This window comes from Lutibacter litoralis, from assembly GCF_014646675.1.
GTDB lineage: Bacteria > Bacteroidota > Bacteroidia > Flavobacteriales > Flavobacteriaceae > Lutibacter > Lutibacter litoralis.
Window position 1 is genome coordinate 423,769 of record NZ_BMNS01000001.1, and the last position, 23,310, is coordinate 447,078.

Genomic DNA, 23,310 nt, shown 5'->3' on the forward strand with positions numbered 1-23,310 from the left:
ACATTATGAAATCTATTTTAATCTTTTTATTTATAACAATTATTGGTGTTTTAGTCTATGGCTATTATGTAAAAAATAGTGGAGACCCAAATGGAGAAATAATTATTGGAATTGGAGTTTTGGCAATAGCATTTATTTTTATGCCTTTATTTATTTACCATCGTTATAAAAATAAGAATATCAAAGATTTTACTTTTGACCAATACCGAAAAGATTTAGAGGAACATAATAAGAAAGAGGAAAAAAACTAATTCAAATTTCGTTTTTCTATAAAAAAGCGCGTCAAAAGCTTACTGCATTCTTTTTCTAAAATACCTCCAACAACAACTGTTTTTGGGTGTAATGTTGTATTTAACTTTATAAAGCCTCTTTTTTCTTCAGAAGCACCATACACTATTTTATTAATTTGAGTCCAGTAACTTGCGCCTGCACACATTTGGCAAGGCTCTAAAGTTACATACAAGGTACATTCTTTTAAATATTTTCCACCTAAATAATCTGCAGCAGCAGTAAATGCTTGCATTTCTGCGTGTGCAGTAACATCATTTAAGGTTTCCGTTAAATTATGAGCGCGAGCAATTATTTGATTGTTCATTACAATTACTGCACCAACAGGAATTTCATTTTTATCAAAAGCAAGTTGTGCTTCTTGCAAAGCACGTTTCATAAAATAAGCATCATCAAAAGGATTTATCATATTTCAAAAGTAGATTTTTTTATTTAATTTACAGTTGAAAATTGATATTTTAGATTTTATAAGTCGAGTAAATATGAAATTCCAATATTAAAAAAACTAGAATTTTTTAAATCTGTTTCATCACCAATTTCAGTAGGAAAATTTAAATTATAACCCAACTCAAAATCAAAAGAATTGATGCTATATTGAATTGGAAAATTAATTTGAGTATTTATAAGTCCAAAAATATTGTTTTGTGATATTATAGAATCTTGAAGAGCTGTGCCTGAAAGTACATCAACAATCTGGGTGCCTGCAAAAATACTTAGTTGAGGTCTAATTTTTAAGTGATGTTTTTTTGTTTTAAGCAATTTTAAATTTGCATATGTTCTAGATGCTATTTGATAAGTAGCATCGCTTCCCAGGTAGTATGAACCCGATAAAACGGAACCAAGGGTTCTATTTTTATTTTGAATACCAAAACCAGTACTTATATTTCCGTTGTATAAACCATCAATATTATTTTCAGAATATAAATATCCAGTTAGAGAGGTATAATATCTCCATGTTTTATCTTTCCCAAAACTTTTACCGTAACCAATTGTAGCTGTTGTAACATCCCAACTTGGGATAAATTCGCTATAATATATACCAGAAACACTTGCATAAAACCCTTTGGAATGCATATAAGTAATTTGTGGCGAAATATTATATTGATCTATATCAATATCACGACCCGAAAAGTAAGTGTCATTATTATAATTTACTGAAATATATAATAAATGAAAATTAATAAAAGAGGCAAGTAACTCATCTAAAGATTGCTCTTCTAAAAGTAATTCATCTATATATTCGTCAATAGCTATTTTTTTAGTTTGTGATTCTTGTGAAAATACAGAAACAGTAAAAAAAAATAAGCATATGTGTAACAGAATAATTTTCATTTTTTTTATTTAAAAGATAAAAGTGGGTGTATTTAAATACACCCACTTTTATTGAATTTTAGCTTTAATGTTACCTATTACCTTTGCCTTTGCCACTTCCTCTTGAGCCATTACTATCATTTGTTTTTCTATTCGTTTTTCTTTGTTCACGAATATTTTTACGTATTTCGTTGCCACTTTCAGTGCTTTTGTGCTCTCTTAATTGCATTCTAATTTGTTGTCTTTGCTCCGTGGTAATGGTATTTCTAAATTGCTCTTTAATTTCTCTAACACGATCTCTATTATTTGCCATTAAAGCTTGTTGTGCTTCTGTAAATGTTGCAACTAAGGCTTCGTGTCTTTCTTGTTTTGTTAACTGAGTATTCTCTAAAATTGCCAATTGTTCTACTGTAAGAGTAGCTTTTAAAGTTTCTCTGTTTTGTTTAATTAAAGCTTCTTGTTCTTGAAAGAGTTGTTGTTGTTCTTGTGTTAAGTTTTGAAATCTTAATTGATTTCTTTCTCTGTTTTGCTGTGCATTTATAGAGGAAACTCCAAGTACAATTCCAAGTACAAAAACTGCGATTATTTTAAATGGTTTCATTATTAAATATTTTAAGTTATAATTTTGTTGTTTTCAACATTATATTGTTTAGACCTTTATAAAATTGAAAAGTTTTAAAATGTGTAAAAAATTTAATTTAAATCTAAATCTAAATTTTCATGATATATGTTTTCTAATATAAAAGAATCTATTTCTTCATCAATAAGTATTTCTTCAATAATATTATTTGCTATATAATTACTAATATCGGTATCATCCATAAAAAGAGAAGTCACCATAATGTCCTGATAATCATTAAGGAGTAAGTTGTAAACTAAATCTAAATTCTGATATTTATTTACGGTATCTGAAACTATTGAAGGGTTTTTATCTACACTAGGAAATGCATTTGGTTTAAATACAGTTAGTGCAATAAATAGCGCAATTCCAGCAACAGCAAACCAAATAAGTTTGTTTTGGTAAAGAGGAACTATCTTAGTTTTCTTTTCACTTGCTATTTTTGTTAATAGTTCGTTTTTAGACGTTGAAAAATAATTTCCAGGCACACCCAAACCTAAGTCGTTTTTGTGTTTATTCTCTAAATCTATATTATTTTTGTGTTTTTTAGAATTCATAAATTATGCATTAGTAATTTAATAGTTAGACCGCATTTTTTGACAAAAGTTCTACGTTTACCATATTTTTTTTAATATGTTTTACAGTAGCGTAATAAGATGTTTTTAAGGTTCCTTCCTTAATTCCTAGAATAGTTGCTATTTCTTTAAATTTTAAATCATCAAAATACTTCATTTCAAATATGTGTCGATGGTCTTCAGGCAATCCTGCTAAAATTTGTTGTAATTTAAATTGTACTTCATCTCCTATAAAAAATGGATCTGAAGTTAAATTGTTTAAATAGGTTTTGCTTATATCGTCTAAAGATTCGTTCTTTTTCTTTTTTTCATTGTTTAAAAACCGAATAGATTCGTTGTAAGCTATTCTAAACATCCAAGTGTGTAAACTGCTTTGTTGTTTAAAATTTGGGAGATTTTTATAAACCCTTAAAAAGGTGTTTTGCAGCACATCGTCGGCATTTTCGTGTGTAATCACTAACTTTCGAATGTGCCAATACAAACGCTTCTGATAGAGATTTAGCAATTCTTTAAATGCCATATCTTTATTTTTCTCGTTTAATAAATTATTGATAAAATCTGTTTCGCTTTTCAATTTTAAAAGTTTTTTAAGCTTTCTAAAGTTATTACAAAAAAATTAATAACTAATTATTAGACCTTTATAAATTAAAATAGTTTGAAAAAAAGCCAATTTTATTTTGAAATTAAAAAATTGTATATGAATTTTAAGAAGTTTTAAACTCATAAATATATTACAGTTCAAAATAGTGTAATTTTGTAGTAATGAAAGCCAATTTATTAGCAGGAATAAATAACCCGAAAGATTTACGAAAGTTGCCTAAAGAACAGCTTCCTAAAATTGCGAAAGAATTACGCGATTTTATTATTGATATTGTTGCAACTAAAGAAGGCCATTTAGGCGCTAGTTTAGGTGTGGTAGAATTAACTATTGCGTTGCATTATGTTTTTGATACACCTAACGATTTGTTAATTTGGGATGTTGGTCACCAGGCATACGGACATAAAATTTTAACAGAAAGAAGACAAGATTTTCATACAAATAGACAATTAGGGGGTATTTCAGGTTTCCCAAAAAGAATAGAAAGTGTGTATGATGCTTTTGGAACTGGACATTCATCCACTTCAATTTCGGCAGCATTAGGAATGGCAATTGCTTCAAAACTAAAAGGCAATTTTAACAAACAACATATCGCGGTAATTGGAGATGCTTCTATTGCGAGTGGAATGGCTTTTGAAGGATTGAATCATGCAGGTGTTACCAATGCTAATTTACTTATAATTTTAAATGATAACGCTATGGGAATTGACCCAAGTGTTGGTGCGTTAAAAAACTATTTTACCAATGTAAAAGCGGGTAAAAAAGTAAGAAAAAATAATATTGTTGAAGCCTTAAATTTTAACTATTCAGGTCCAATTGATGGTCATAATATTGAAGCTATTATTTCAGAATTAGGACGTCTAAAATCAATAAAAGGACCAAAGTTTTTACATATAATTACTACCAAAGGAAAAGGACTGGATAAAGCTGAACAAGATCAGGTAAAATACCATGCGCCTGGTAAATTTGATAAAAATACAGGCGAATTAATTGCTAAAAGTAATGAAGTATTACCTCCAAAATATCAAGATGTTTTTGGTGAAACCATTGTTGAATTAGCTAAAAAAAATAAAAAAATAGTTGGAATTACACCAGCAATGCCAACAGGTTCTTCATTAAAATTAATGATAGATACATTTCCTGAAAGAGCTTTTGATGTTGGTATAGCAGAACAACATGCAGTTACTTTAGCGGCTGGTATGGCAACGCAGGATTTAATCCCATTTTGCACTATTTATTCTACGTTTTTACAACGTGCTTACGATCAAATTATACACGATGTTGCTTTACAAAATTTACCAGTCGTTTTTTGTATAGACAGAGCAGGTCTTGTTGGTGAAGATGGCGCTACACATCATGGTGCTTTCGATATTGCATATTTACGTTGTATTCCAAACTTAGTTATTTTTGCTCCATTAAATGAAGTGGAATTACGCAATATTATGTACACAGCACAATTAGGCATAAATTTTCCTTTAACAATAAGATATCCAAGAGGAAGAGGTACAATAATTGATTGGAAACAACCTTTCTCAGAAATTGAAATTGGCAAAGGAATTTGTATTACGGAAGGCAAAGAAATAGCTGTTTTAAGTATCGGAACTATTGGAAATAGTATAATTGAACTTCAGAATGAATTGCCTAAAAACAAGGTGGCACATTACAATATGCGTTTTGTAAAACCTTTAGATGTTGCATTACTTCATACAATATTTGCAAAATTTAAAACTATTATAACTATTGAAGATGGCACTATAGTTGGTGGTTTTGGGAGTGCTATTTTAGAATTTGCTGCTGAAAATAATTACAAAAATTCTTCAATAAAAACCTTAGGGATTCCAGATAATTTTATAGAACACGGTAAAACCGAAGCATTATTTGATAACATTCGTTTATCAAAAGAACAGTTAAAACATTTTTTATTAGAACTGTAATTTTAGGACGTTTTTATTTATTCTGTCAAACCTGCACACAGGCAGGTATCTATATAGTATTTTATTAAAAAACTATAACATTGGATATGGATTCCTTCCTCCGAAGGAATGACATATAAAAGTAATTAACTATCAGTAACTTTAATAACCCTGTCAACAGTATCTAATTTAGATAAAGTTAGCCTTACAATACTATCTTTTTTTGCAACTAAATCGTGCGGAATGTTTCCGTCTAAAGAAACCAAATCGCCTTTTACTAAACTGTTAACTGTGCCGTTTACACCAAAATCAATAGCGCCTTCAAAAATTTCAACAGTTATTGGAAAAGCAGTTTTATGCTCTTTCATAAGTTGATTTTCTTTAAAAACAATTCTAATTTCTTTAGAGGTTTCTGTTTCAAATAATACAGAAATTGCAGGTTTTGATTCGTTATAAGTTATATTTTCTAAGAGTGATGATTTTTTCATAATAAAAATTTTACCAACCAGAATATTTAGGAGGTTGAATGTTATTTAAATTTAAATATACAATTAATTGTCCGCGGTGATGGGTAACGTGGTCTTGTAGTAAATTTAAAATTTGAAGTTTAGATTTTGGGCCAGCAAAGAAATCAACTTCTACTGATAAATCTTCATTAGAAATTGTTTTAATTATTTCTGAAACGCGATTAAATGAGGCTGTTAAATGCGTTATAATTTCTTCTTTTGAGTTAGGTTCAATTTTTTTAGATTTTTCGCCATCTTTCATAAAATAAGTTTCGCTTAACCACATCATATTTTGGCGAATATGAAGCAATTGCTCTTTAAAACTCATTTGTCTTTCAGTTGGTTTAAAATTATAATTAGCTTCAGGCATAGCTTCAGCCATTTCTAATAAATAATTTTTTGAATTTTCCCACTTTATCAAGAATGCAGATTTTACATCATTTTGAGATTGTAAATTATTAGAAATCATAGTAATAAATATTGTTAGTAGCAGTATTTTTTTCATTTTAAATCAGTTAATAAATATTATATAAAGGTTAAATATACTCAATACTTTTTTATATTTTAGCGATATACTATTTTAACTCATTTAATTAAGATTATGGCAGAAGACAAAGAAAAAGCAGCAAAATTAAAAGCATTACAACTTACTTTAGATAAATTAGATAAAGCATACGGAAAAGGAACAGTAATGAAAATGGGAGATGTAGCAATAGATGATATTGATGCAATTTCTTCAGGATCGTTAGGATTAGATTTAGCCTTAGGTGTTGGTGGTTATCCAAGAGGAAGAGTTATTGAAATTTATGGGCCAGAATCATCGGGTAAAACAACATTAACATTACATGCAATAGCTGAAGCTCAAAAGGCTGGAGGTATTGCAGCTTTTATTGATGCAGAACATGCTTTTGATCGTTTTTATGCTCAAAACCTAGGAATAGATATTGATAATTTAATTATTTCTCAACCAGATCACGGGGAGCAAGCGTTAGAAATTGCCGATAATTTAATTAGTTCTGGTGCTATAGATATTGTTGTAATTGATTCTGTTGCAGCATTAACACCAAAAAGTGAAATTGAAGGTGAAATGGGAGATTCTAAAATGGGATTACACGCTCGTTTAATGTCGCAAGCACTTAGAAAATTAACGGGAACTATTCATAAAACAAATTGTACTGTTATATTTATCAATCAGTTACGTGAAAAAATTGGAGTAATGTTTGGTAACCCTGAAACAACAACTGGAGGTAACGCTCTTAAATTTTATGCATCGGTTCGTTTAGATATTAGAAGAAGAACTCAAATTAAAGATGGAGATAAAGTTCTTGGAAACAGTACCAAAGTTAAAGTTGTTAAAAACAAAGTAGCACCACCTTTTACAATTGCAGAATTTGATATTATGTATGGAAAAGGGATTTCTAAAACGGGTGAAATTTTAGATATTGGAGTTGAATTTGGAATTGTTAAAAAAAGCGGGTCTTGGTTCAGTTATGGCGATACAAAATTGGGACAAGGACGTGATGCTGTAAAAAGTTTAATAGCAGATAATCCAGATTTAGCGGAAGAATTAGAAACAAAAATTAAAGAAGCTATTAATAATCAAGCATAAGATTAATAGTCCTTTTTTATAAATATTATAAAAGTCTATTTGAAAAAAATTATTTTAAATAGGCTTTTTTTGTTGCTATTTGTCATTCCTGCCTAGGTAGGAATCCATAACCCCCCTTTAAATAAAAAAATATAACCCTTCTGGAACCTCTAATTACAGCAAGTGGAAAACTGTCTTCACAGGTATGACAGCGTGAAATAATTTTTTTTGTCTACTATAATATAAGCACCTGAGGATTTTCCTTTTTTAGTGAAAATCAAGTTTTTAAAGAGCATTTAAAACAAAATAACCTAAAAACCTTGCTGATTAAAATAATAGTTTATTTTTGACAGATAATATTAATATTAAAAATAGGAGTATTTAAAACTTTGAAAACAAACAACATAAAAACACTTATCGGAAGAACAGACATTGTTGATTTTCCAAAATTGGAATTATCTGGAATTGATATTAAAGTAGATTCTGGTGCATATACTTCTAGTTTTCATTGTCATCATATCGAAGTTGAAAACGAGGTATTAAAATGTCAGTTTTTAGATCCTAAACATAATAGGTATCACGAAAAATATTTTTACTTTAAAGAGTTTATTCAAAAAAATGTAAAAAGTTCAAATGGAAGTATAGAAAATAGATTTATAATAGAAACTGAAATTCTTATTTTTAATGAAAATCATACTATAGAATTGTCATTAACAGAAAGAGGATCAATGATGTATCCTGTGTTGTTAGGAAGAAAATTTTTATCAAAAAAATTTATAATTGACACTGCAAAAAAAAATCTATCCTTTAAAAGAATTAACTCAAAAAATCAATAACTTAATACGAGCATGCTAAAAAGTTTATTTTCTAATGAAATGACTGATAGCGAACGGCATGTGACCTTAAAAAAATAATATATACACATGAAAATTGTTGTTTTATCACGTAATGCAAATTTATATTCAACCAAAAGACTTATTGAAGCAGGTAAGCAAAGAAATCACGAAATGTTAATAGTAGATCATACTAAATGTGATATTATTATTGAAAGAAAAAAACCAGCAATACGTTATAAACACGAATTAATAACTGGTGTGGATGCTGTAATCCCTAGAATTGGTGCTTCTGTTACCTTTTTTGGAACTGCTGTGGTGCGTCAGTTTGAAATGATGAAAGTTTTTACAGCTGTAGAATCACAGGCATTAATGCGTTCACGTGATAAATTACGCAGTTTACAAGTGCTTTCGAGAGCAGGTTTGGGTTTGCCAAAAACGGTTTTTACCAATTATTCTAAAAATGTTGAAGATGTAATTGAAAGTGTTGGAGGAGCACCGTTAGTTATTAAACTGTTAGAAGGAACACAAGGATTAGGAGTAGTTTTGGCTGAAACCCATACTGCTGCAGAATCTGTTTTGGAAGCTTTTAACGGTTTAAAAGCACGTGTAATAGCGCAAGAATTTATTAAAGAAGCAAAAGGAGCTGATATTCGCGTTTTTGTAGTTGATGGCGTTGTTGTTGGCGCAATGAAAAGGCAAGGAAAAGAAGGAGAATTCCGTTCTAATTTGCACCGAGGAGGAACAGCTGAAATTTTTGATTTGTCGGTTGATGAAGAAAATGCAGCCCTAAAAGCAGCGAGAGTTATGGGCTTAGGTGTTGCAGGTGTAGATTTATTGCAATCTGCTAGAGGACCGCTTATTTTAGAAGTAAATTCTTCGCCAGGTTTGGAAGGAATCGAGTCCGCTACAGGAAAGGATATTGCAGGAAAAATAATACATTATATAGAGCGTCATGCTGAATGATTTTAAAATTTTAAATCAGAGAATTGGTTTAGGACAAACTGTTCAATTAAAAATGGACATTGCCCAACTTAGTATTGGAACAAAAATAGAAGTGCCAATAATTGTTTCTCGAGGATTAAAGGAAGGTCCTTGTTTGTTATTAATTGCAGGAATACATGGTGATGAAACTAACGGAATAGAGATAGTGCGTCAAATTATTGCTTCAGGTATAAATAAACCTGAGAAAGGTACAGTAATTTGCATTCCAGTATTAAATGTTTTTGGATTTTTAAATAAATCTAGAGAGTTTCCCGATGGGCGCGATTTAAACAGAGCTTTTCCTGGTTCTAGCAAAGGTTCATTGGCAAGTAGATTTGCATTTCATTTAATGAATAAGGTAATTCCGAAAGTAGATTATTGTATAGATTACCACACTGGAGGGGCACAACGTTTTAATTATTCACAAGTTAGAATTGATGCAAAAGATGAAGAAACGCTAAAATTGGCTAAAATATTTGGTTCTCCTTATATTGTTTACAGTAAAAATTTGGAGAAAACCTTCAGAAAATCAATGGCTAATATAGGTAAAAAAGTAATTTTATTTGAAGGTGGAAAATCTTTAAATCTAGATAAAACTGTTACTAAAGTTGGTGTTCAAGGTGCCATAAACATACTACATTACTTAGGAATGCGAGATTTTTATTCAAAAATTTCAAAAGTTACAGTCGAAAATCCACCAATCATAATTAAATCCTCCAAATGGATTAGAGCCAAACGTTCGGGAATGTACAGATCATATATTAATGTTGGTCAAAAAGTAGAAAAAGGAGTAAAACTAGGAAGTATTTCAGATCCTTTTGGAGATTACGAAACTGTTTTTAAAAACCCTCAAGAAGGATATGTTTTAAATTCTAATCATTCTCCAATAGTTAACCAAGGTGATGCTATACTTCATATTGGATTTGAATAAATTATGCTAAAAGTTAATAATGTATCATTTGGATATACTTCAAAACAAGTGTTAAATAATATTAGTTTTAAAGCTAATAAAGGTGATTATATTGCGATAATTGGTGAAAGTGGATGCGGAAAAAGTACTTTGTTGGAAATTATTTATGGCTTATTACACATTGAAAAAGGAGCTGTTTATTGGAATGATGTAAAGCTTTTAGGACCTAATTTTTATCTAATTCCAGGGGAAGATTTTATGAAATATTTACCACAGGATTTCGATTTAATGCCTTACATAACCGTTGAAGAAAATATTGGTAAAAATATTTCAAGCCTAGATCCAAATAAGTTAAATAGAATTAAAGAATTGCTTGAAGTTGTAGATATGAGCGACTTTTTAAAAACAAAGGTTAAAAACTTGAGTGGAGGTCAAAAACAACGCATAGCCATTGCAAAAGTATTGGCAGACGAACCTGAAGTTTTATTATTAGACGAACCTTTTAGTCATATTGATAATTTTAGAAAAAATCATTTAAGAAGAAATATTTTTAAATATTTAAAATCAAAAAATATTTTATGTATTGTTGCTACGCATGATACAACTGATGCGCTTTCATTTGCCGATGAAATTTTAGTTATTAGAGAAGGGGTGTTAGTTGCACGCAATACACCAGAAACTTTATATAGCAACCCTAAAAGTAAATACGTAGCTTCTTTTTTTAATGAAATAAATGAAATTTTGTTGAGTGCTATTAACCCAGATACAGATTCTGCAGAAACAATTTTGTTATATCCAAATGAAATTAAAATTTCGAAAACATCAGAGCTTAAAGTAAAAGTAGTTCAATCGTATTTTAAAGGAGATTTTTATCTTATTGAGGCATTATTTAATGGTAATGTTATTTATTTCGAGCATTCTAACAAATTAGAAATTAACCAACAAGTAGCTGTAAAAATTAATAATAAGAGCTAAAAAATTAATTGTTTATTTATTTTCTATTGGAAGAGAAATAGACATACAAGTTCCTTTTTTTAAGTTACTTTTAATTTTAATACTCCCTTTGTTTATTGTTAAAAATTCTTTACAAAGTTTTAATCCTAAACCTGTTCCTTTTTCATTATTTGTTCCAAATGTGGAGATTGTGCTATTAATTTCAAAAATTTTTAATTGTGTTTCTTTATTAATACCAACACCATTATCAACTATTGCAACTGTACATATATTTTTGTTTGTATCAAATTCTTCTAAAATAATTTCAATTTTTCCATTTGTGGTAGTAAATTTTATAGCATTGGATATCAGGTTTCTAATTATTGTGTCAACCATGTCATAATCCGCATAAACAAATAAATCTTGTTCAAAATTACAACTCAGATTAATATTTTTTAATTTAACTTGAGAGTTAAAAAGATTTATATTACTAAGTATTATTTTAGAAAGATTTAGTTGATTAGGCTTATAAATAATTACCCCAGCATTTGTATTTGCCCATTTTAATAAATTATCTAGTAGGTTAAAGGTGGTTTTACTATTTTGATAAAGTGATTTGGTTAGTTTTTCTCTTTTTTCATCAGTAATATTATTTAGCCAAAGAAGTTCACCAATTTGTTGCAAGCCACCAAGAGGACCTTTTAAATCGTGCGCAATAATTGAGAAAAATTTGTCTTTACTTTTAATTACTTGACTTAGTTTTAAATTGTCTTTTTCTTTTAAAATAAAAATGAGCAGTAAAGGAAAAATTAAGTTTAGGATTAAGAAAAAAACAAGTGGTATTACCATAATATAATTTTTGGAATACATTTCAACCCCATTTATATAAAGTGCTCCTATAGTACGGGTTAAAATTAATATAGAAATAATACCGAATATAAATCCAGTAAGGTGTTGTATTTTGGTTTTCCCTTTTTTTGTTAAAAGCACATAAGATGAAAGCATATACATAATGGAAACACTAAGTGACATGGTAGCTATTCGACTACTTTCGGAGTTTGTAATAAAAAAGTAAGATATAATGGATAATAATAGTGGTATTAAAAAGAATCGTTTAACGTGCTTTAAACTAAATTTTCGCTCTATAAAAGAGATACAATAAAGTTCGTAATAAACAATAAATAAATAAATAGTGCTATTTATAATAATATTAATATGCTTTGGAGCACTATTTCGCACTGAAAGCATAATTAAAAGTAGAATGATAGATACCCTGGTTAGTATAAAAATATAAATAATAGGATTTTTTACCCTATATAATTTAATATAAATAATAAATAGAAGAATAATAAATATATTGGCTGCTGCAGAAAAAATAAATAGCGTTTTTACATCAACACCCATCATAAAGTTAATTTTCAGCTAATATATTTATTATTTTCTTAAAAAAGAAAAAGTCAAAATTTTAAACACCTGTACTTCCAAACCCACCAGCCCCACGTTCTGTTTCGTTTAAAACTTCAACCACATCCCATTCAGCGCGTTCGTGTTTTGCAATTACCAATTGTGCAATACGTTCACCATCATTTATAACAAAATCTTCGTTGGAAATATTTACTAATATTACACCAATTTCACCTCTATAATCGGCATCAACAGTTCCGGGAGCATTTAATACTGTAATTCCTTTCTTTGCTGCTAATCCACTTCTTGGGCGTACTTGTGCTTCTGTACCTACAGGTAGCGCAATAAATAAACCAGTTTTAACAATGGTGCGTTCTAAAGGTTTTAAGGTAATGGCTTCTGAAATATTGGCACGTAAATCCATTCCGGCAGAAGCAATGGTTTCGTAATTTGGTAATTCGTGTTTAGATTTGTTGATTATTTGTATGTTCATAAGTACTTGTTTTTTATATTAATGAATATTGTAAAGCCATTTAATAACTTCTAAAAACTCACTGCTCCAAAAAACCTCATTATGAGCACCTTCTGGATTTATTTTTGAAGTAATATTTTTAGATTTAAAACCAGTTTCTAATAATAATTTTTTATACTTTTTTGTATTTGAAACTACATTTTTTCCTTCTTTTTCACCAACTAACAAATACAGTTTGGATTTTTTATTTTTACCATAATTTTTGGTAAAATTTTCTACATCATCAGAAAACCAAAAAGAAGTTGATAAAGCGCCAATTTTACCAAAAGTTTTTGGGTATTTTAAACCTCCATAATATGAAATTAATCCACCTAAAGAGCTGCCAATAATGGCTGTATATTTTGCTTGTTTTTTTGTGCGGTAATTATCATCAATGTATGGTTTTAGGGTATTCTTTAAAAAATCGATATAAATTTCACCTTTTCCACCGCCATACTTTTTGTTTTTCCAGGGTGTGTATTCGTTAATACGTTCTGCACCTCCATTTTCAACAGCTACTACAATAAAACCTTTTCCAGTATTTTTATATAAATTATTTAATGTTTCATCAACTTTCCATTCGCCAGCATAAGATGTAGTTGCATCAAATAAATTTTGAGCATCGTGCATATAAATTACTGGAAATTTTTTGTTTGAAGCATTATAGTTCGGCGGAACATAAACCCAAATTTTATGGGAGATGTTATTTAGATTCGGAATAACAAATTCTTGCTTTAAAATTGAAAAGTTTTCAGTTGCTGTTTTTCCTTTTTCTTGTGAAAAAAGTGTTGAAATTGAAAGAAAAAACAGACCATAAAATTGCAATAACCTTTTCATAATTAATTTCGTTTTAAAATCTTTAAAATTTCCTTTTTTTCATTTAAATAAATTAAAAAACCAAATAGTAAAACCAATCCTACAGATACAAAATAATTTTCTCTAAAATAGTTAAAAGAAACATATGAAATTAGCGTAGCAGTTACTAAATAACTTATTGTTTTTTTAATGTTATATGGAACGGGATAATGTTTTTTTCCTATTATATAAGATAATAGCATCATTACTCCGTATGCTGTTAAAGTTGCCCAAGCGGAAGCCATAAATCCTATTTTAGGAATCATAACTAAATTTAAAACAATGGTAATAATGGCTCCAATAATTGAGAAATACATTCCAAATCTGGTTTTATCCGTTAATTTATACCAAATAGCTAAATTGTGATAAATCCCTAATAAAAGGTTGGCTAATAAAATTATTGGAACAATTATTAAAGCTTCAAAATATTCGTCGCTACCCAATAACATAGATGCGAAGATATCTATAAATACCACAATAAATATCATAAAAAAAGCACCAGTAATAACAAACCAATTTAATATTTTAGCATAGGTTTGGGTTGCATTTTTTTCTTCAGAATGATTGAAAAAGAAAGGTTCTGCGCCCAGCCTAAATGCCATAATAAAAAGGGTCATAAAAACGCCTAATTTATAACAAGCGGCGTAAATTCCCATTTGTTGGTCGCCAATTAAATCTCCTAATAATAATTTATCTAAATTTTCATTAGTTACATAAGCTAATCCCGCAATTAAAATAGGAAAAGAATAGCGTAGCATTTTTATTAATAATGCTTTATCAAATTGAAGTTTAAATTTAAAAAGTGTTGGTAATAATAATAAAAATGTAGCTGCACTTGAAATCGTTCCTGCAATAAATATAAATATAACTTTTGGGTTGTTTTGATAGCTGGAAATTATCCAGGGTGGTAAGTTTATGTTTTTTTGAATTGCATAGGGTACAAACCACAAGAAAAACAGGTTAAAAAAGGCGAAAATTAATATGTTTAAAACTTTGTATAATGTAAATCTAATAGGTCTGTTGGTAACACGTAAATACGCGTAAGGTATTACAACCATTGTGTCTAAAACCGTTGTCCAAATTAATAATTTAAAAAATAATGAATTTTTGAAACCAAAAAAACCTGAAATTTGGTTACTAAAAATTAACATTGTAACTAAAAATAAAAATGTGGTTGTAGCCAAACTCAAAAACGATGTTGAAACAACTTTTCCTTTTTCTTTTTCTTTTGAAAAAAAACGGAAAAAAGCAGTTTCCATTCCGTAAGTTAATAACGCATTAAAATATGCAGCATACACGTAATAATCTGTATTTACAGCATATTTTTCGGCAGTTAATTTAGAGGTATGTAACTTTACTAATAAAATATTAATAGCTCTTGGTAAAACAGCAGCAATTCCGTAGATTATGGTGTCCTTAAAAAATTGTTTAAGTGCGTTCAAATTGGATTTTTAAAGTAAAAATATAAAAGTACAAAAGTATCACTTCATTTCAACAAAATAATTTTTAAGTTTGAATTAGTTGGTGTATTTTTAAAATAATGGATTTTCAATTTCAACGACATATAGCGAACCAACTTAATTTTAAATTAACAAAAAAATTAAATTTTACATGGCAACCTGTTGAAGGAGGTAGCATAAATACCACTTATAAAATTGCAGCTAAAAGCTATAATTATTTTGTAAAAGTTAATGATAAGGATGTTTTTAAGAATGGTTTTAGTGAAGAGGTTTTAGGGTTGCAATTTTTAAAAGCAAATGGAGCAATTACTCCTAAAATAATTACTGAAGGAAATTTTAATAACAAAGTATATTTAGTGCTTAGTTGGATTGATTCGGCTTCTGAAACAACTCAGTTTTGGAAAAATTTCGCACATCAATTGGCAGATTTACATCAACATAAAGGAGTACAATTTGGATTAGAGTATACTAATTTTATGGGGCAGTTATCTCAAAAAAAACACTTTTTTAAATGATTTTTCTTCTTTTTTTATCGAAAACAGATTAAAACCACAAGTAAAATTAGCTTTTGATACAGGAGCACTTAAAACTAAAGAACTGCACTTATTCGAAAGTTTATACAAACAATTACCTACTATTTTTCCAATAGAAAATCCCAGTGTAATTCACGGAGATTTATGGAGTGGAAATTTTATTGCTACCACAAATAATAAAGCTGTTTTTATAGATCCAGCGGTTTATTATGGACATAGAGAAGTAGATTTAGCAATGAGCTTATTGTTTGGCGGATTTTCAAATATATTTTATACAACTTATAATGAAGTGTATCCTTTACAAAAAGGATTTAATAATAGAAAAGATATTTATAATTTATATCCACTATTAATTCATTTAAACTTGTTTGGAAAATCGTATTTACAAAGTATAAAAACGATAGTTTCTCAGTTTTAAGTTTGCATTTCATTTAGTTTCTTTACTTTTGATACGCAAAAATCTTATAAAATGAACACAAACCCTAAAATAGCCGTTTTTGGAGGTGGGAGCTGGGCAACAGCCATTGTAAAAATGCTTTCTGAAAATTTAGAGCAAGTTGGCTGGTATATGAGAAGTCAGAGCGCTATAGATTATATAAAAGAAAATGATCACAATCCAAATTATATAAGTTCTGCAACGTTTAATGTAAACCAATTATACTTGTCGAGTGATATTAACGAAATGGTAAAATATGCAGATATTTTAATTTTTTCAATTCCATCGGCATTTGTAAAAACAGAATTAGATAAAATAACAGAGCCTTTTACTTCAAAAATTGTGTTTTCAGCAATAAAAGGAATTATTCCAGAAAGTGGTTTAATTGTAGGAGAACATTTTAATAAAATATTAAATGTTCCAATTGAAAATATTGGGGTAATTACGGGTCCTTGTCATGCCGAAGAGGTTGCAATGGAACGTTTATCGTATTTAACAATTGCTTGTAAAGATGAAGAAAAGGCGAAACTTGTAAGTAAATTTATTTCTAGTCATTATATAAAAACCAAAATTTCAGACGATATTATTGGAGCAGAATATGCCGCCATGCTTAAAAATATTTATGCAATAGCAGCAGGGATAGCGCATGGTTTAGGTTATGGAGATAATTTTCAAGCAGTATTAATGTCCAATTCAATTCGAGAAATAAAACGTTTTATTAAAAAAGTGCATAGAATGAAACGTAATATTAATAATTCTGCCTATTTAGGTGATTTGTTAGTTACGGGTTATTCTGTTTTTAGTAGAAATAGAATGTTTGGAAATATGATTGGTAAAGGGTACACTGTAAAAAGCGCTATGATGGAAATGAGTATGGTTGCAGAAGGATATTATGCCACAAAAAGTGCCTATTTATTAAATGAAAAAAATAACACAAAAACACCAATTATTGATGCCGTTTATCAAATTCTGTACGAAAATAAAAATCCAAAAACAATATTTAAAAATTTAACAGAACTTATAGATTAACAGTAACTTACTGCAAATTTATTTTTAAGTTTCTTGCAAAAGAGCATTAATAATAGCAAAATAATAGTAACTTTGCACTTTAATTTATTTTTTAACAATGAAAAAAGGTACAGTAAAATTTTTTAACGAATCTAAAGGTTTTGGATTTGTAACAGAAGCAGGTTCTAACACAGATTATTTTGTGCACATTTCTGGATTGATTGACGAAATCAGAGAAGGAGATGAGGTAGAATTTGAACTTAAAGAAGGTAAAAAAGGTTTAAATGCAGTTAACGTAAAAGTTATCTAATAAAATAATCTTTTAAAAAGCGTAAAAATCCATTCAATTAGAGTGGATTTTTTTTTAAAATAAAAACCAAAACTTTAGCACTACTTCCTTAAATTTTACAATAAAACTTTTATGTATTTGCATATCAGTTTCTTACAAGTGCCTGGGTTTTAACCAGTCTTTATCAATTGACAAATGTCATACAAATAGAACTGTTTTTTAGGTAATTTTGATACTTTAATAATATATATGTTATGAGTGAACGAATTGGAATTTTATACGCAACAGTTGACGGACAAACAACAAAAATTTGTAATGAAATTGTAAAAACGTTAAAGGGAAAAAACGCAGATGTTCAATTATTTACCATTGATACTTTTAAAAACAATATTTCAGATTTTGATAAATTTGTTATTGCATCGAGTATAAGATATGGAGTTCACGATAAAGAAATAATTGCATTTATTAACAAAAATAAAGCTGAATTAGACACTATTAAAACAGCTTTCTTTTCAGTGAATTTAGTTGCTAGAAAACCAGAAAAAAGCACGCCAGAAACCAATCCTTATGTGGTTAAGTTCTTTAAAACTATAGATTGGAAACCTACAATTACCGAAGTTTTTGCAGGTATGTTAGATTATAAAAAATACAAACCTTTTGATAGAATAATGATTCAGTTTATTATGTGGATGACAAAAGGACCTACCGATAAAAATACTAAGATTGAATACACAAACTGGGAAAAAGTGAAATTATTTGCAGATGTAGTTCGAACTATTTAAATTATTATGTTAATTTACAGATAGTTTAAAAAAATCAATAAGTGAAATGGTTGATAAATATATTGAAAAAACCCTAAAATTTATATCCGAAAATGGTTATAAATTAGAAGGCAATGAATTCTTAAAAGAAACAGCCATCTTTTTAACCAAATTATTGGATGTCAATTATGTTATAATTGATAAGTATTCAATTAAAGAGCAAGATATTGCTAAAATTGAATGTTTTTATACAAATAAAGAACAAAAATTTTTCCCTAAAACATCATATAATTTATCAAATACACCTTGCGAAAATGTTATAAACAAAAGTATTTGTAGTTATCCTTCTAATGCTAAAAATTTATTTCCAAAAGATACCCTACTAACTAAACTAAATATTGAAAGTTATATTGGGATTCCATTGTGGAGTTCAAAAATGGAACCAATTGGATTAATTGCTATAATGCATAATAAACCAATTGTTGATGTTAACACAGTTGAGAAAATAATTAAAATACTAGCCATTAAAATTGAAAATATCTTAGAGAATATTATTTTTAATGAACAGATTACTACAAAAAATATAGATATAGAAACCTCTCAAAAGAATTTTGAAAAATTATCAAATTTAACTTTTGAAGGAATTTTAATTCATAAAGAGGGTGTTGCAATTGATGTAAATCTTTCGTTTGCAAAAATGTTTGGTTATGAAAAAGAAGCGCTAATTGGCAAAAATGTTATTAATATTCTTTTTGACAAACAATTTCATCAAAAATTTTATAATAATTCTAAAAAACCACATGCCTTTTCTTATGAAATGGAAGGAATTAGAAAAGATAAAACAAGATTCTTCGTCGAAATAGAATCTAAATTTATTGAATTAAAAGATGATGAAAAAATTAGAGTGTCATCATTTAGAGATATCTCTAGAAGAAAACAAGCTGAATTTAATTTAAATGAAGCCCAAAAAATTGCAAAAATTGGCACATTTGTTTTAGATATTGCGTCAGGTTTTTGGGAAAGCACACCTGTTTTAGATGAAATTTTAGGGATTGATAAAAATTTTATTAAAAATTCTGAAAACTTAGCTTTTATTATTTATCCAGAAGATCAAGAAATAGTCTCAATTGATATTAAGGATTTAGTTGAGAAAAAAATTGCATCTTATGATAAAGAATACCGAATTATAAGAAACAATGATAAACAAGTTAGATGGGTAAATAGTTTAGGTAAATTAGAATTTGATTCAAGTGGAAACCCAATAAAAATTATTGGTACTGTTCAAGATATCACTATTACAAAAAATAGAAATAGAGAACTAGAAAAAGCATTGCAAAAAGCTGAGGAAAGTGAAAATAGTTTGTTTGAAGCCCAAAAAATTGCAGAACTAGGTTCATATTCCTTTGATATTACAAATGGATTTTGGAGTAGTTCAATAATTTTAAATAAAATATTTGGAATAAAAGAAAGTTATGTAAAAGATGTTACTAATTGGATACAGTTAATTCATCCCGATGATAGAGAGGAAATGATTTCTTATTTAGAAACAAATATTCTAAAAAATCACGAAAGTTTTGATAAACAATACCGTATTATTAGAAATAATGATAAAGAAATTAAATGGGTTCATGGTTTTGGAAAACTAAATTTTGATGAAAAAGGAAAACCAACTCAATTGGTAGGAACAATTCAAGATGTCACTTCAATACTAGAAATACAAGAAGCGCTTCAGAAAGCAAAGCAGGTTGCCGAAGAGAGCGAATTATTATTTAAATCTCTAATAGAACATGCAGGAGATGCTATGTATTTATCTGATTTTGATGGAAATATTATTCAAGTTAATAATAAAGCAATTAAAAATTCAGGATATAGTAGAAAAGAACTTCTGTCTATGAATACCAAACAGCTTGAAGCGGAATTTAACGAGTTGGATAGAAAAAAGTCCGCATGGAGTGAACTAACAAGAAAGAATAATATAACAATTGAAACTTTACATAAAAGAAAGGATGGATTGGTTTTTCCTGTTGAAATAAATATTGCAGTTCTTAAAATTGGTGTAAAAAAGCTATTACTTGGTTTTGCACGTGATATTTCAATTAGAAAAAAGAGGTTAAAAGAATTTAAATTATTATCAACGGCAGTAAACCAAAGTGCTAATGCCATTGTAATTACTGATATAAATGGAAATATTGAGTTTACAAATCCAAAATTTAGTTTATTAACTGGTTATGGTGCACAAGAAGTTAAAGGGAAATCACCTAATATTTTAAATTCTGGGTTGCACCCAGAAAAGTTTTTTAAAAATTTATGGGATACAATTTTAAACGGAGAGGATTGGCAAGGGGTCTTTCAAAATAAAACGAAAGATGGAACTTTAATTTGGGATAGTACCACAATTACTCCAGTCAAAAATGATGTAGGTGAGATTACAAATTTTTTAGCAATTAAAGAAGATATTACTGAACAAAAGAATTCAGAAATAAATTTAAATGCTGCCTATGCTAAGATTGAAGAAAATGAAAATTATTTAAAACGAATATTACAAACGGCTAATGAAGGTTTTTGGATAATTAATAACAAGGCTCAAACTACGGATGTTAATATAAAAATGTGCAGTATTTTAGGCTATAAAAAGGAAGAATTTATAGGTAAATCTATTTTCGATTTTGTTGATAAAAAGAACCGTACTATTTTTAAAAACCAAATAAAACAAAGAGAGAAAGGGTTATCGACGACTTATGAAATCGAACTCATAAAAAAAAGTGGAGAAAATGTAATTTGCCTATTTAATACATCACCAATTTATGATAATGAAAACATTAGAAAAGGGTCATTTGCTTTAGTAACCGATATTACAACTTTAAAACTGTCATCTAATAAACTTAAATTAAGAAATAAAGAATTAAATAGGCTAAGTAAAGAGTTATTTGAAAAAAACCAATTGTTAAATATTTCAAGAGATAGATTTGTAAATTTATTTGAACATAGTCCAGTATCGTTATGGGAAGAAGATTTTTCAGAGGTTAAAAATTTTATAAAAAGTAAAGGCGTTAAAAATAAAGATTTAGAAGAGTATTTTAATAATAATCATAATTTTTTATTAGAATGTATTTTAAAAATAAGCATTATAAAGGTAAATAAAAATACACTGAGCCTTTTTGGAGCAAAAGATATTGAAGAATTAAAAATACATTTAAAAAACAGCAACAGGGATATAAATTTTCAAACCCTTAAAAAAGAGATTCTTGCAATTGTATTAGGGAATAAAACTTTTTCTTGCGAGACAGAATTTTCTAAAATAGATGGAACTTTAATTTCTGCAGTTATAAAGTCTAAAATTGACAGCGATGGAAAAGCAATTGTTTCTGTATTAGATATTACAGATATAAAAAACACAAGAGATCAATTGAAAAAGGCTAAATTAAAAGCTGAAAAAAGTGATGAACGTTACAGGTTAGCAGTATCAGCTACTGGTTTAGGTATTTGGGATTGGGATGTAATTTCAAATAAAGCATTTTACTCAAAGCTTTATAAAATGCAATTAGGATATGAGGATCACGAGTTAGAAAATGTATTTTCAACTTGGGAAAATCTATTGCATCCAGATGATTATGAGTCTACGGTGCTTAAATTTAAAAATTATTTAAAAAATCCTGTAGGACAGTATCTTTCTGAATTTAGGATGAAACATAAGAACGGATCCTATATTTCTATATTTTCAATGGCAGAATCGATTAAAAATGAAAAAGGTGAAGTAATTCGAATGTTTGGTTCACATAGAGATATTACCGTTAGAAAAAAAGCACTTAAAAATCTAGAAGAACAAACTGCAGAATTGGTTAAATCGAAAGAAAAAGCTGAAGAAAGTAATAGACTAAAAACAGAGTTCTTAAATAATATGTCTCATGAAATTAGAACTCCAATGAATGGTATTTTAGGTTTTTCTCAATTCTTATTAGATGAAAATTTGCCTATTTCTAAAAGGAATTACTTTATAAAAATAATTCAAAATAGTGGAAATCAATTACTTAGAGTTATTGATGATATTCTGGAAATTTCAAGACTAGAAACTAAACAAGTTAAAGTAATTGAAAAACCTGTTTGTTTAAATGATTTGTTAATGGAATTATTTTCTGTTTTTGATTTAAAAGCAAAAGAAAATCAAATACCGTTATATATAAAAACAGGGCTTTCTGATGAACAAAGCACTATTTATGCGGATAAATCAAAGCTTAATAAAATAATAAGTAACTTGTTAGAAAATTCTTTTAAATATACGAACAAAGGAAGTATTAATTTTGGCTATAAACTTATTAATAACAACATAGAAATTTTTGTAAAAGATACTGGAATTGGTATTAATATTGAAAAACAGAAAATTATTTTTGAAAGATTTTTGCAAGAAAATGAAGAAACCTCTAGAGCTTCAGGCGGATTAGGACTAGGGTTATCTATTGCAAAAGAAAATACCGAATTATTAGGAGGTGAAATTTCTGTAAATTCTATAAAATGGAAAGGATCAACTTTTACTGTATCAATACCTTATAAGCCTGTTAATACAAATTTTAAAATGCATAATTTTAATGAAAATAATAATAATATTAAAGAAAAATTAAAATATACTATTTTAATAGCTGAAGATGAAGAAATGAATTATTTATTTCTTGAAATCTTAGTTTCAAAAATATTTAATCAAAATTGTAATATTTTACATGTAATAGATGGTGTAGAAGCTGTTAAATTGTGCAAGGAAAAAGCAGCTATAGATTTGATATTGATGGATATAAATATGCCAAAAATGAATGGGCTTGAAGCGACTAAAAAGATTAGAGAGTTTAGCCCTAATTTACCAATAATAGCGCAAACTGCTTATTCATCAATTGAAGATAAAGAAAAAGCCGTTTCGGCAGGTTGTAATGGCTTTATTTCTAAGCCTATAAATAAAGAGGAACTAAAAACAATAATAGATCACCATTTGAATTTGAAATAATAAAA

24 protein-coding genes are annotated in these 23,310 nt (G+C 28.2%); 13 read left to right on the forward strand and 11 right to left on the reverse strand.

Annotated features, from left to right (window positions below; all coding sequences use genetic code 11):
• The first annotated feature begins 5 nt into the window (after positions 1 to 5).
• Entirely contained in the window at positions 6 to 251 is a 246-nt protein-coding gene (locus IEW75_RS01875) for a hypothetical protein (RefSeq protein ID WP_134248341.1), read from the forward strand.
• Here the strand turns inward: IEW75_RS01875 and IEW75_RS01880 are convergent.
• The 5 genes from IEW75_RS01880 to IEW75_RS01900 form a co-directional block, all read right to left on the reverse strand.
• Positions 248 to 697, reverse strand: coding sequence for a nucleoside deaminase (locus IEW75_RS01880; protein WP_134248342.1), 450 nt, complete (start codon positions 695 to 697; stop codon positions 248 to 250). The genes IEW75_RS01875 and IEW75_RS01880 overlap by 4 nt on opposite strands.
• 56 nt (positions 698 to 753) lie before the next feature.
• Entirely contained in the window at positions 754 to 1,620 is an 867-nt protein-coding gene (locus tag IEW75_RS01885) for a hypothetical protein (RefSeq protein WP_134248343.1), read from the reverse strand.
• A 70-nt stretch (positions 1,621 to 1,690) separates the two neighbouring features.
• The gene (locus IEW75_RS01890) at positions 1,691 to 2,200 is read right to left on the reverse strand and encodes a hypothetical protein (protein WP_134248344.1); all 510 of its coding nucleotides are present in this window, start codon (positions 2,198 to 2,200) and stop codon (positions 1,691 to 1,693) included.
• Between the two features lie 92 nt (positions 2,201 to 2,292).
• Complete coding sequence (locus IEW75_RS01895; protein WP_134248345.1) at positions 2,293 to 2,775, reverse strand: hypothetical protein; 483 nt, start codon at positions 2,773 to 2,775, stop codon at positions 2,293 to 2,295.
• Positions 2,776 to 2,800: 25 nt separating this feature from the next.
• Positions 2,801 to 3,367 carry an RNA polymerase sigma factor gene (locus IEW75_RS01900; RefSeq protein ID WP_229714372.1) on the reverse strand — a complete coding sequence of 189 codons (567 nt, stop codon included), beginning with the start codon at positions 3,365 to 3,367 and terminating at the stop codon, positions 2,801 to 2,803.
• Between the two features lie 188 nt (positions 3,368 to 3,555).
• On the opposite strand from IEW75_RS01900, the gene dxs reads away from it, so the two are divergent.
• Positions 3,556 to 5,325, forward strand: coding sequence for a 1-deoxy-D-xylulose-5-phosphate synthase (dxs, locus tag IEW75_RS01905; protein ID WP_134248346.1), 1,770 nt, complete (start codon positions 3,556 to 3,558; stop codon positions 5,323 to 5,325).
• Positions 5,326 to 5,450: 125 nt separating this feature from the next.
• On the opposite strand, the gene IEW75_RS01910 is transcribed toward dxs, so the two are convergent.
• Together IEW75_RS01910 and IEW75_RS01915 are read right to left on the reverse strand one after the other, a co-directional pair.
• Complete coding sequence (locus IEW75_RS01910) at positions 5,451 to 5,792, reverse strand: cupin domain-containing protein (RefSeq protein WP_134248347.1); 342 nt, start codon at positions 5,790 to 5,792, stop codon at positions 5,451 to 5,453.
• Positions 5,793 to 5,802: 10 nt separating this feature from the next.
• Entirely contained in the window at positions 5,803 to 6,315 is a 513-nt protein-coding gene (locus tag IEW75_RS01915) for a DinB family protein (RefSeq protein ID WP_134248348.1), read from the reverse strand.
• 96 nt (positions 6,316 to 6,411) lie between these two features.
• On the opposite strand from IEW75_RS01915, the gene recA reads away from it, so the two are divergent.
• The 5 genes from recA (at position 6,412) to IEW75_RS01940 (ending at position 11,100) form a co-directional block, all read left to right on the forward strand.
• Entirely contained in the window at positions 6,412 to 7,419 is a 1,008-nt protein-coding gene (gene recA, locus IEW75_RS01920; RefSeq protein ID WP_134248349.1) for a recombinase RecA, read from the forward strand.
• A gap of 368 nt (positions 7,420 to 7,787) precedes the next feature.
• Positions 7,788 to 8,234, forward strand: a complete 447-nt coding sequence (locus tag IEW75_RS01925) for an ATP-dependent zinc protease family protein (RefSeq protein ID WP_229714373.1) — start codon at positions 7,788 to 7,790, stop codon at positions 8,232 to 8,234.
• A gap of 87 nt (positions 8,235 to 8,321) precedes the next feature.
• Positions 8,322 to 9,197 (forward strand): 30S ribosomal protein S6--L-glutamate ligase, encoded by an 876-nt coding sequence (gene rimK, locus IEW75_RS01930; protein ID WP_134248350.1) that lies wholly within the window; start codon positions 8,322 to 8,324, stop codon positions 9,195 to 9,197.
• Complete coding sequence (locus IEW75_RS01935; RefSeq protein WP_134248351.1) at positions 9,187 to 10,146, forward strand: succinylglutamate desuccinylase/aspartoacylase family protein; 960 nt, start codon at positions 9,187 to 9,189, stop codon at positions 10,144 to 10,146. The genes rimK and IEW75_RS01935 overlap by 11 nt, the downstream gene beginning before the upstream one ends.
• Before the next feature lie 3 nt (positions 10,147 to 10,149).
• A complete protein-coding gene (locus IEW75_RS01940) occupies positions 10,150 to 11,100 on the forward strand; it encodes an ABC transporter ATP-binding protein (RefSeq protein ID WP_134248352.1) in 951 nt (316 codons plus the stop codon).
• A 12-nt stretch (positions 11,101 to 11,112) separates the two neighbouring features.
• Here IEW75_RS01940 and IEW75_RS01945 read toward each other — a convergent pair whose 3' ends face one another.
• The 4 genes from IEW75_RS01945 to IEW75_RS01960 form a co-directional block, all read right to left on the reverse strand.
• Complete coding sequence (locus tag IEW75_RS01945) at positions 11,113 to 12,306, reverse strand: sensor histidine kinase (protein ID WP_158283795.1); 1,194 nt, start codon at positions 12,304 to 12,306, stop codon at positions 11,113 to 11,115.
• A gap of 217 nt (positions 12,307 to 12,523) precedes the next feature.
• Entirely contained in the window at positions 12,524 to 12,955 is a 432-nt protein-coding gene (gene dut, locus IEW75_RS01950; RefSeq protein WP_134248354.1) for a dUTP diphosphatase, read from the reverse strand.
• An 18-nt stretch (positions 12,956 to 12,973) separates the two neighbouring features.
• On the reverse strand, positions 12,974 to 13,810 hold the full coding sequence (locus IEW75_RS01955) for an alpha/beta hydrolase (protein ID WP_134248355.1): 837 nt from the start codon (positions 13,808 to 13,810) through the stop codon (positions 12,974 to 12,976).
• A 2-nt stretch (positions 13,811 to 13,812) separates the two neighbouring features.
• The gene (locus IEW75_RS01960; RefSeq protein WP_134248356.1) at positions 13,813 to 15,270 is read right to left on the reverse strand and encodes an MATE family efflux transporter; all 1,458 of its coding nucleotides are present in this window, start codon (positions 15,268 to 15,270) and stop codon (positions 13,813 to 13,815) included.
• Between the two features lie 98 nt (positions 15,271 to 15,368).
• Here IEW75_RS01960 and IEW75_RS15875 point away from each other — a divergent pair, with 98 nt between their 5' ends.
• The 6 genes from IEW75_RS15875 to IEW75_RS01990 all read left to right on the forward strand — a co-directional run bounded on the left by IEW75_RS15875 (position 15,369) and on the right by IEW75_RS01990 (position 23,305).
• Positions 15,369 to 15,803 carry a fructosamine kinase family protein gene (locus tag IEW75_RS15875; RefSeq protein WP_134248357.1) on the forward strand — a complete coding sequence of 145 codons (435 nt, stop codon included), beginning with the start codon at positions 15,369 to 15,371 and terminating at the stop codon, positions 15,801 to 15,803.
• Positions 15,804 to 15,819: 16 nt separating this feature from the next.
• Positions 15,820 to 16,239, forward strand: coding sequence for a fructosamine kinase family protein (locus tag IEW75_RS15880; RefSeq protein ID WP_262711445.1), 420 nt, complete (start codon positions 15,820 to 15,822; stop codon positions 16,237 to 16,239).
• Positions 16,240 to 16,290: 51 nt separating this feature from the next.
• Positions 16,291 to 17,286 carry an NAD(P)H-dependent glycerol-3-phosphate dehydrogenase gene (locus IEW75_RS01975; protein ID WP_134248359.1) on the forward strand — a complete coding sequence of 332 codons (996 nt, stop codon included), beginning with the start codon at positions 16,291 to 16,293 and terminating at the stop codon, positions 17,284 to 17,286.
• Positions 17,287 to 17,383: 97 nt separating this feature from the next.
• Positions 17,384 to 17,575, forward strand: coding sequence for a cold-shock protein (locus IEW75_RS01980; protein WP_134248360.1), 192 nt, complete (start codon positions 17,384 to 17,386; stop codon positions 17,573 to 17,575).
• 233 nt (positions 17,576 to 17,808) lie between these two features.
• Positions 17,809 to 18,336 carry a menaquinone-dependent protoporphyrinogen IX dehydrogenase gene (gene hemG / locus IEW75_RS01985; RefSeq protein ID WP_134248361.1) on the forward strand — a complete coding sequence of 176 codons (528 nt, stop codon included), beginning with the start codon at positions 17,809 to 17,811 and terminating at the stop codon, positions 18,334 to 18,336.
• Between the two features lie 46 nt (positions 18,337 to 18,382).
• Positions 18,383 to 23,305, forward strand: a complete 4,923-nt coding sequence (locus IEW75_RS01990) for a hybrid sensor histidine kinase/response regulator (RefSeq protein WP_134248362.1) — start codon at positions 18,383 to 18,385, stop codon at positions 23,303 to 23,305.
• The last annotated feature ends 5 nt before the right edge of the window (positions 23,306 to 23,310 follow it).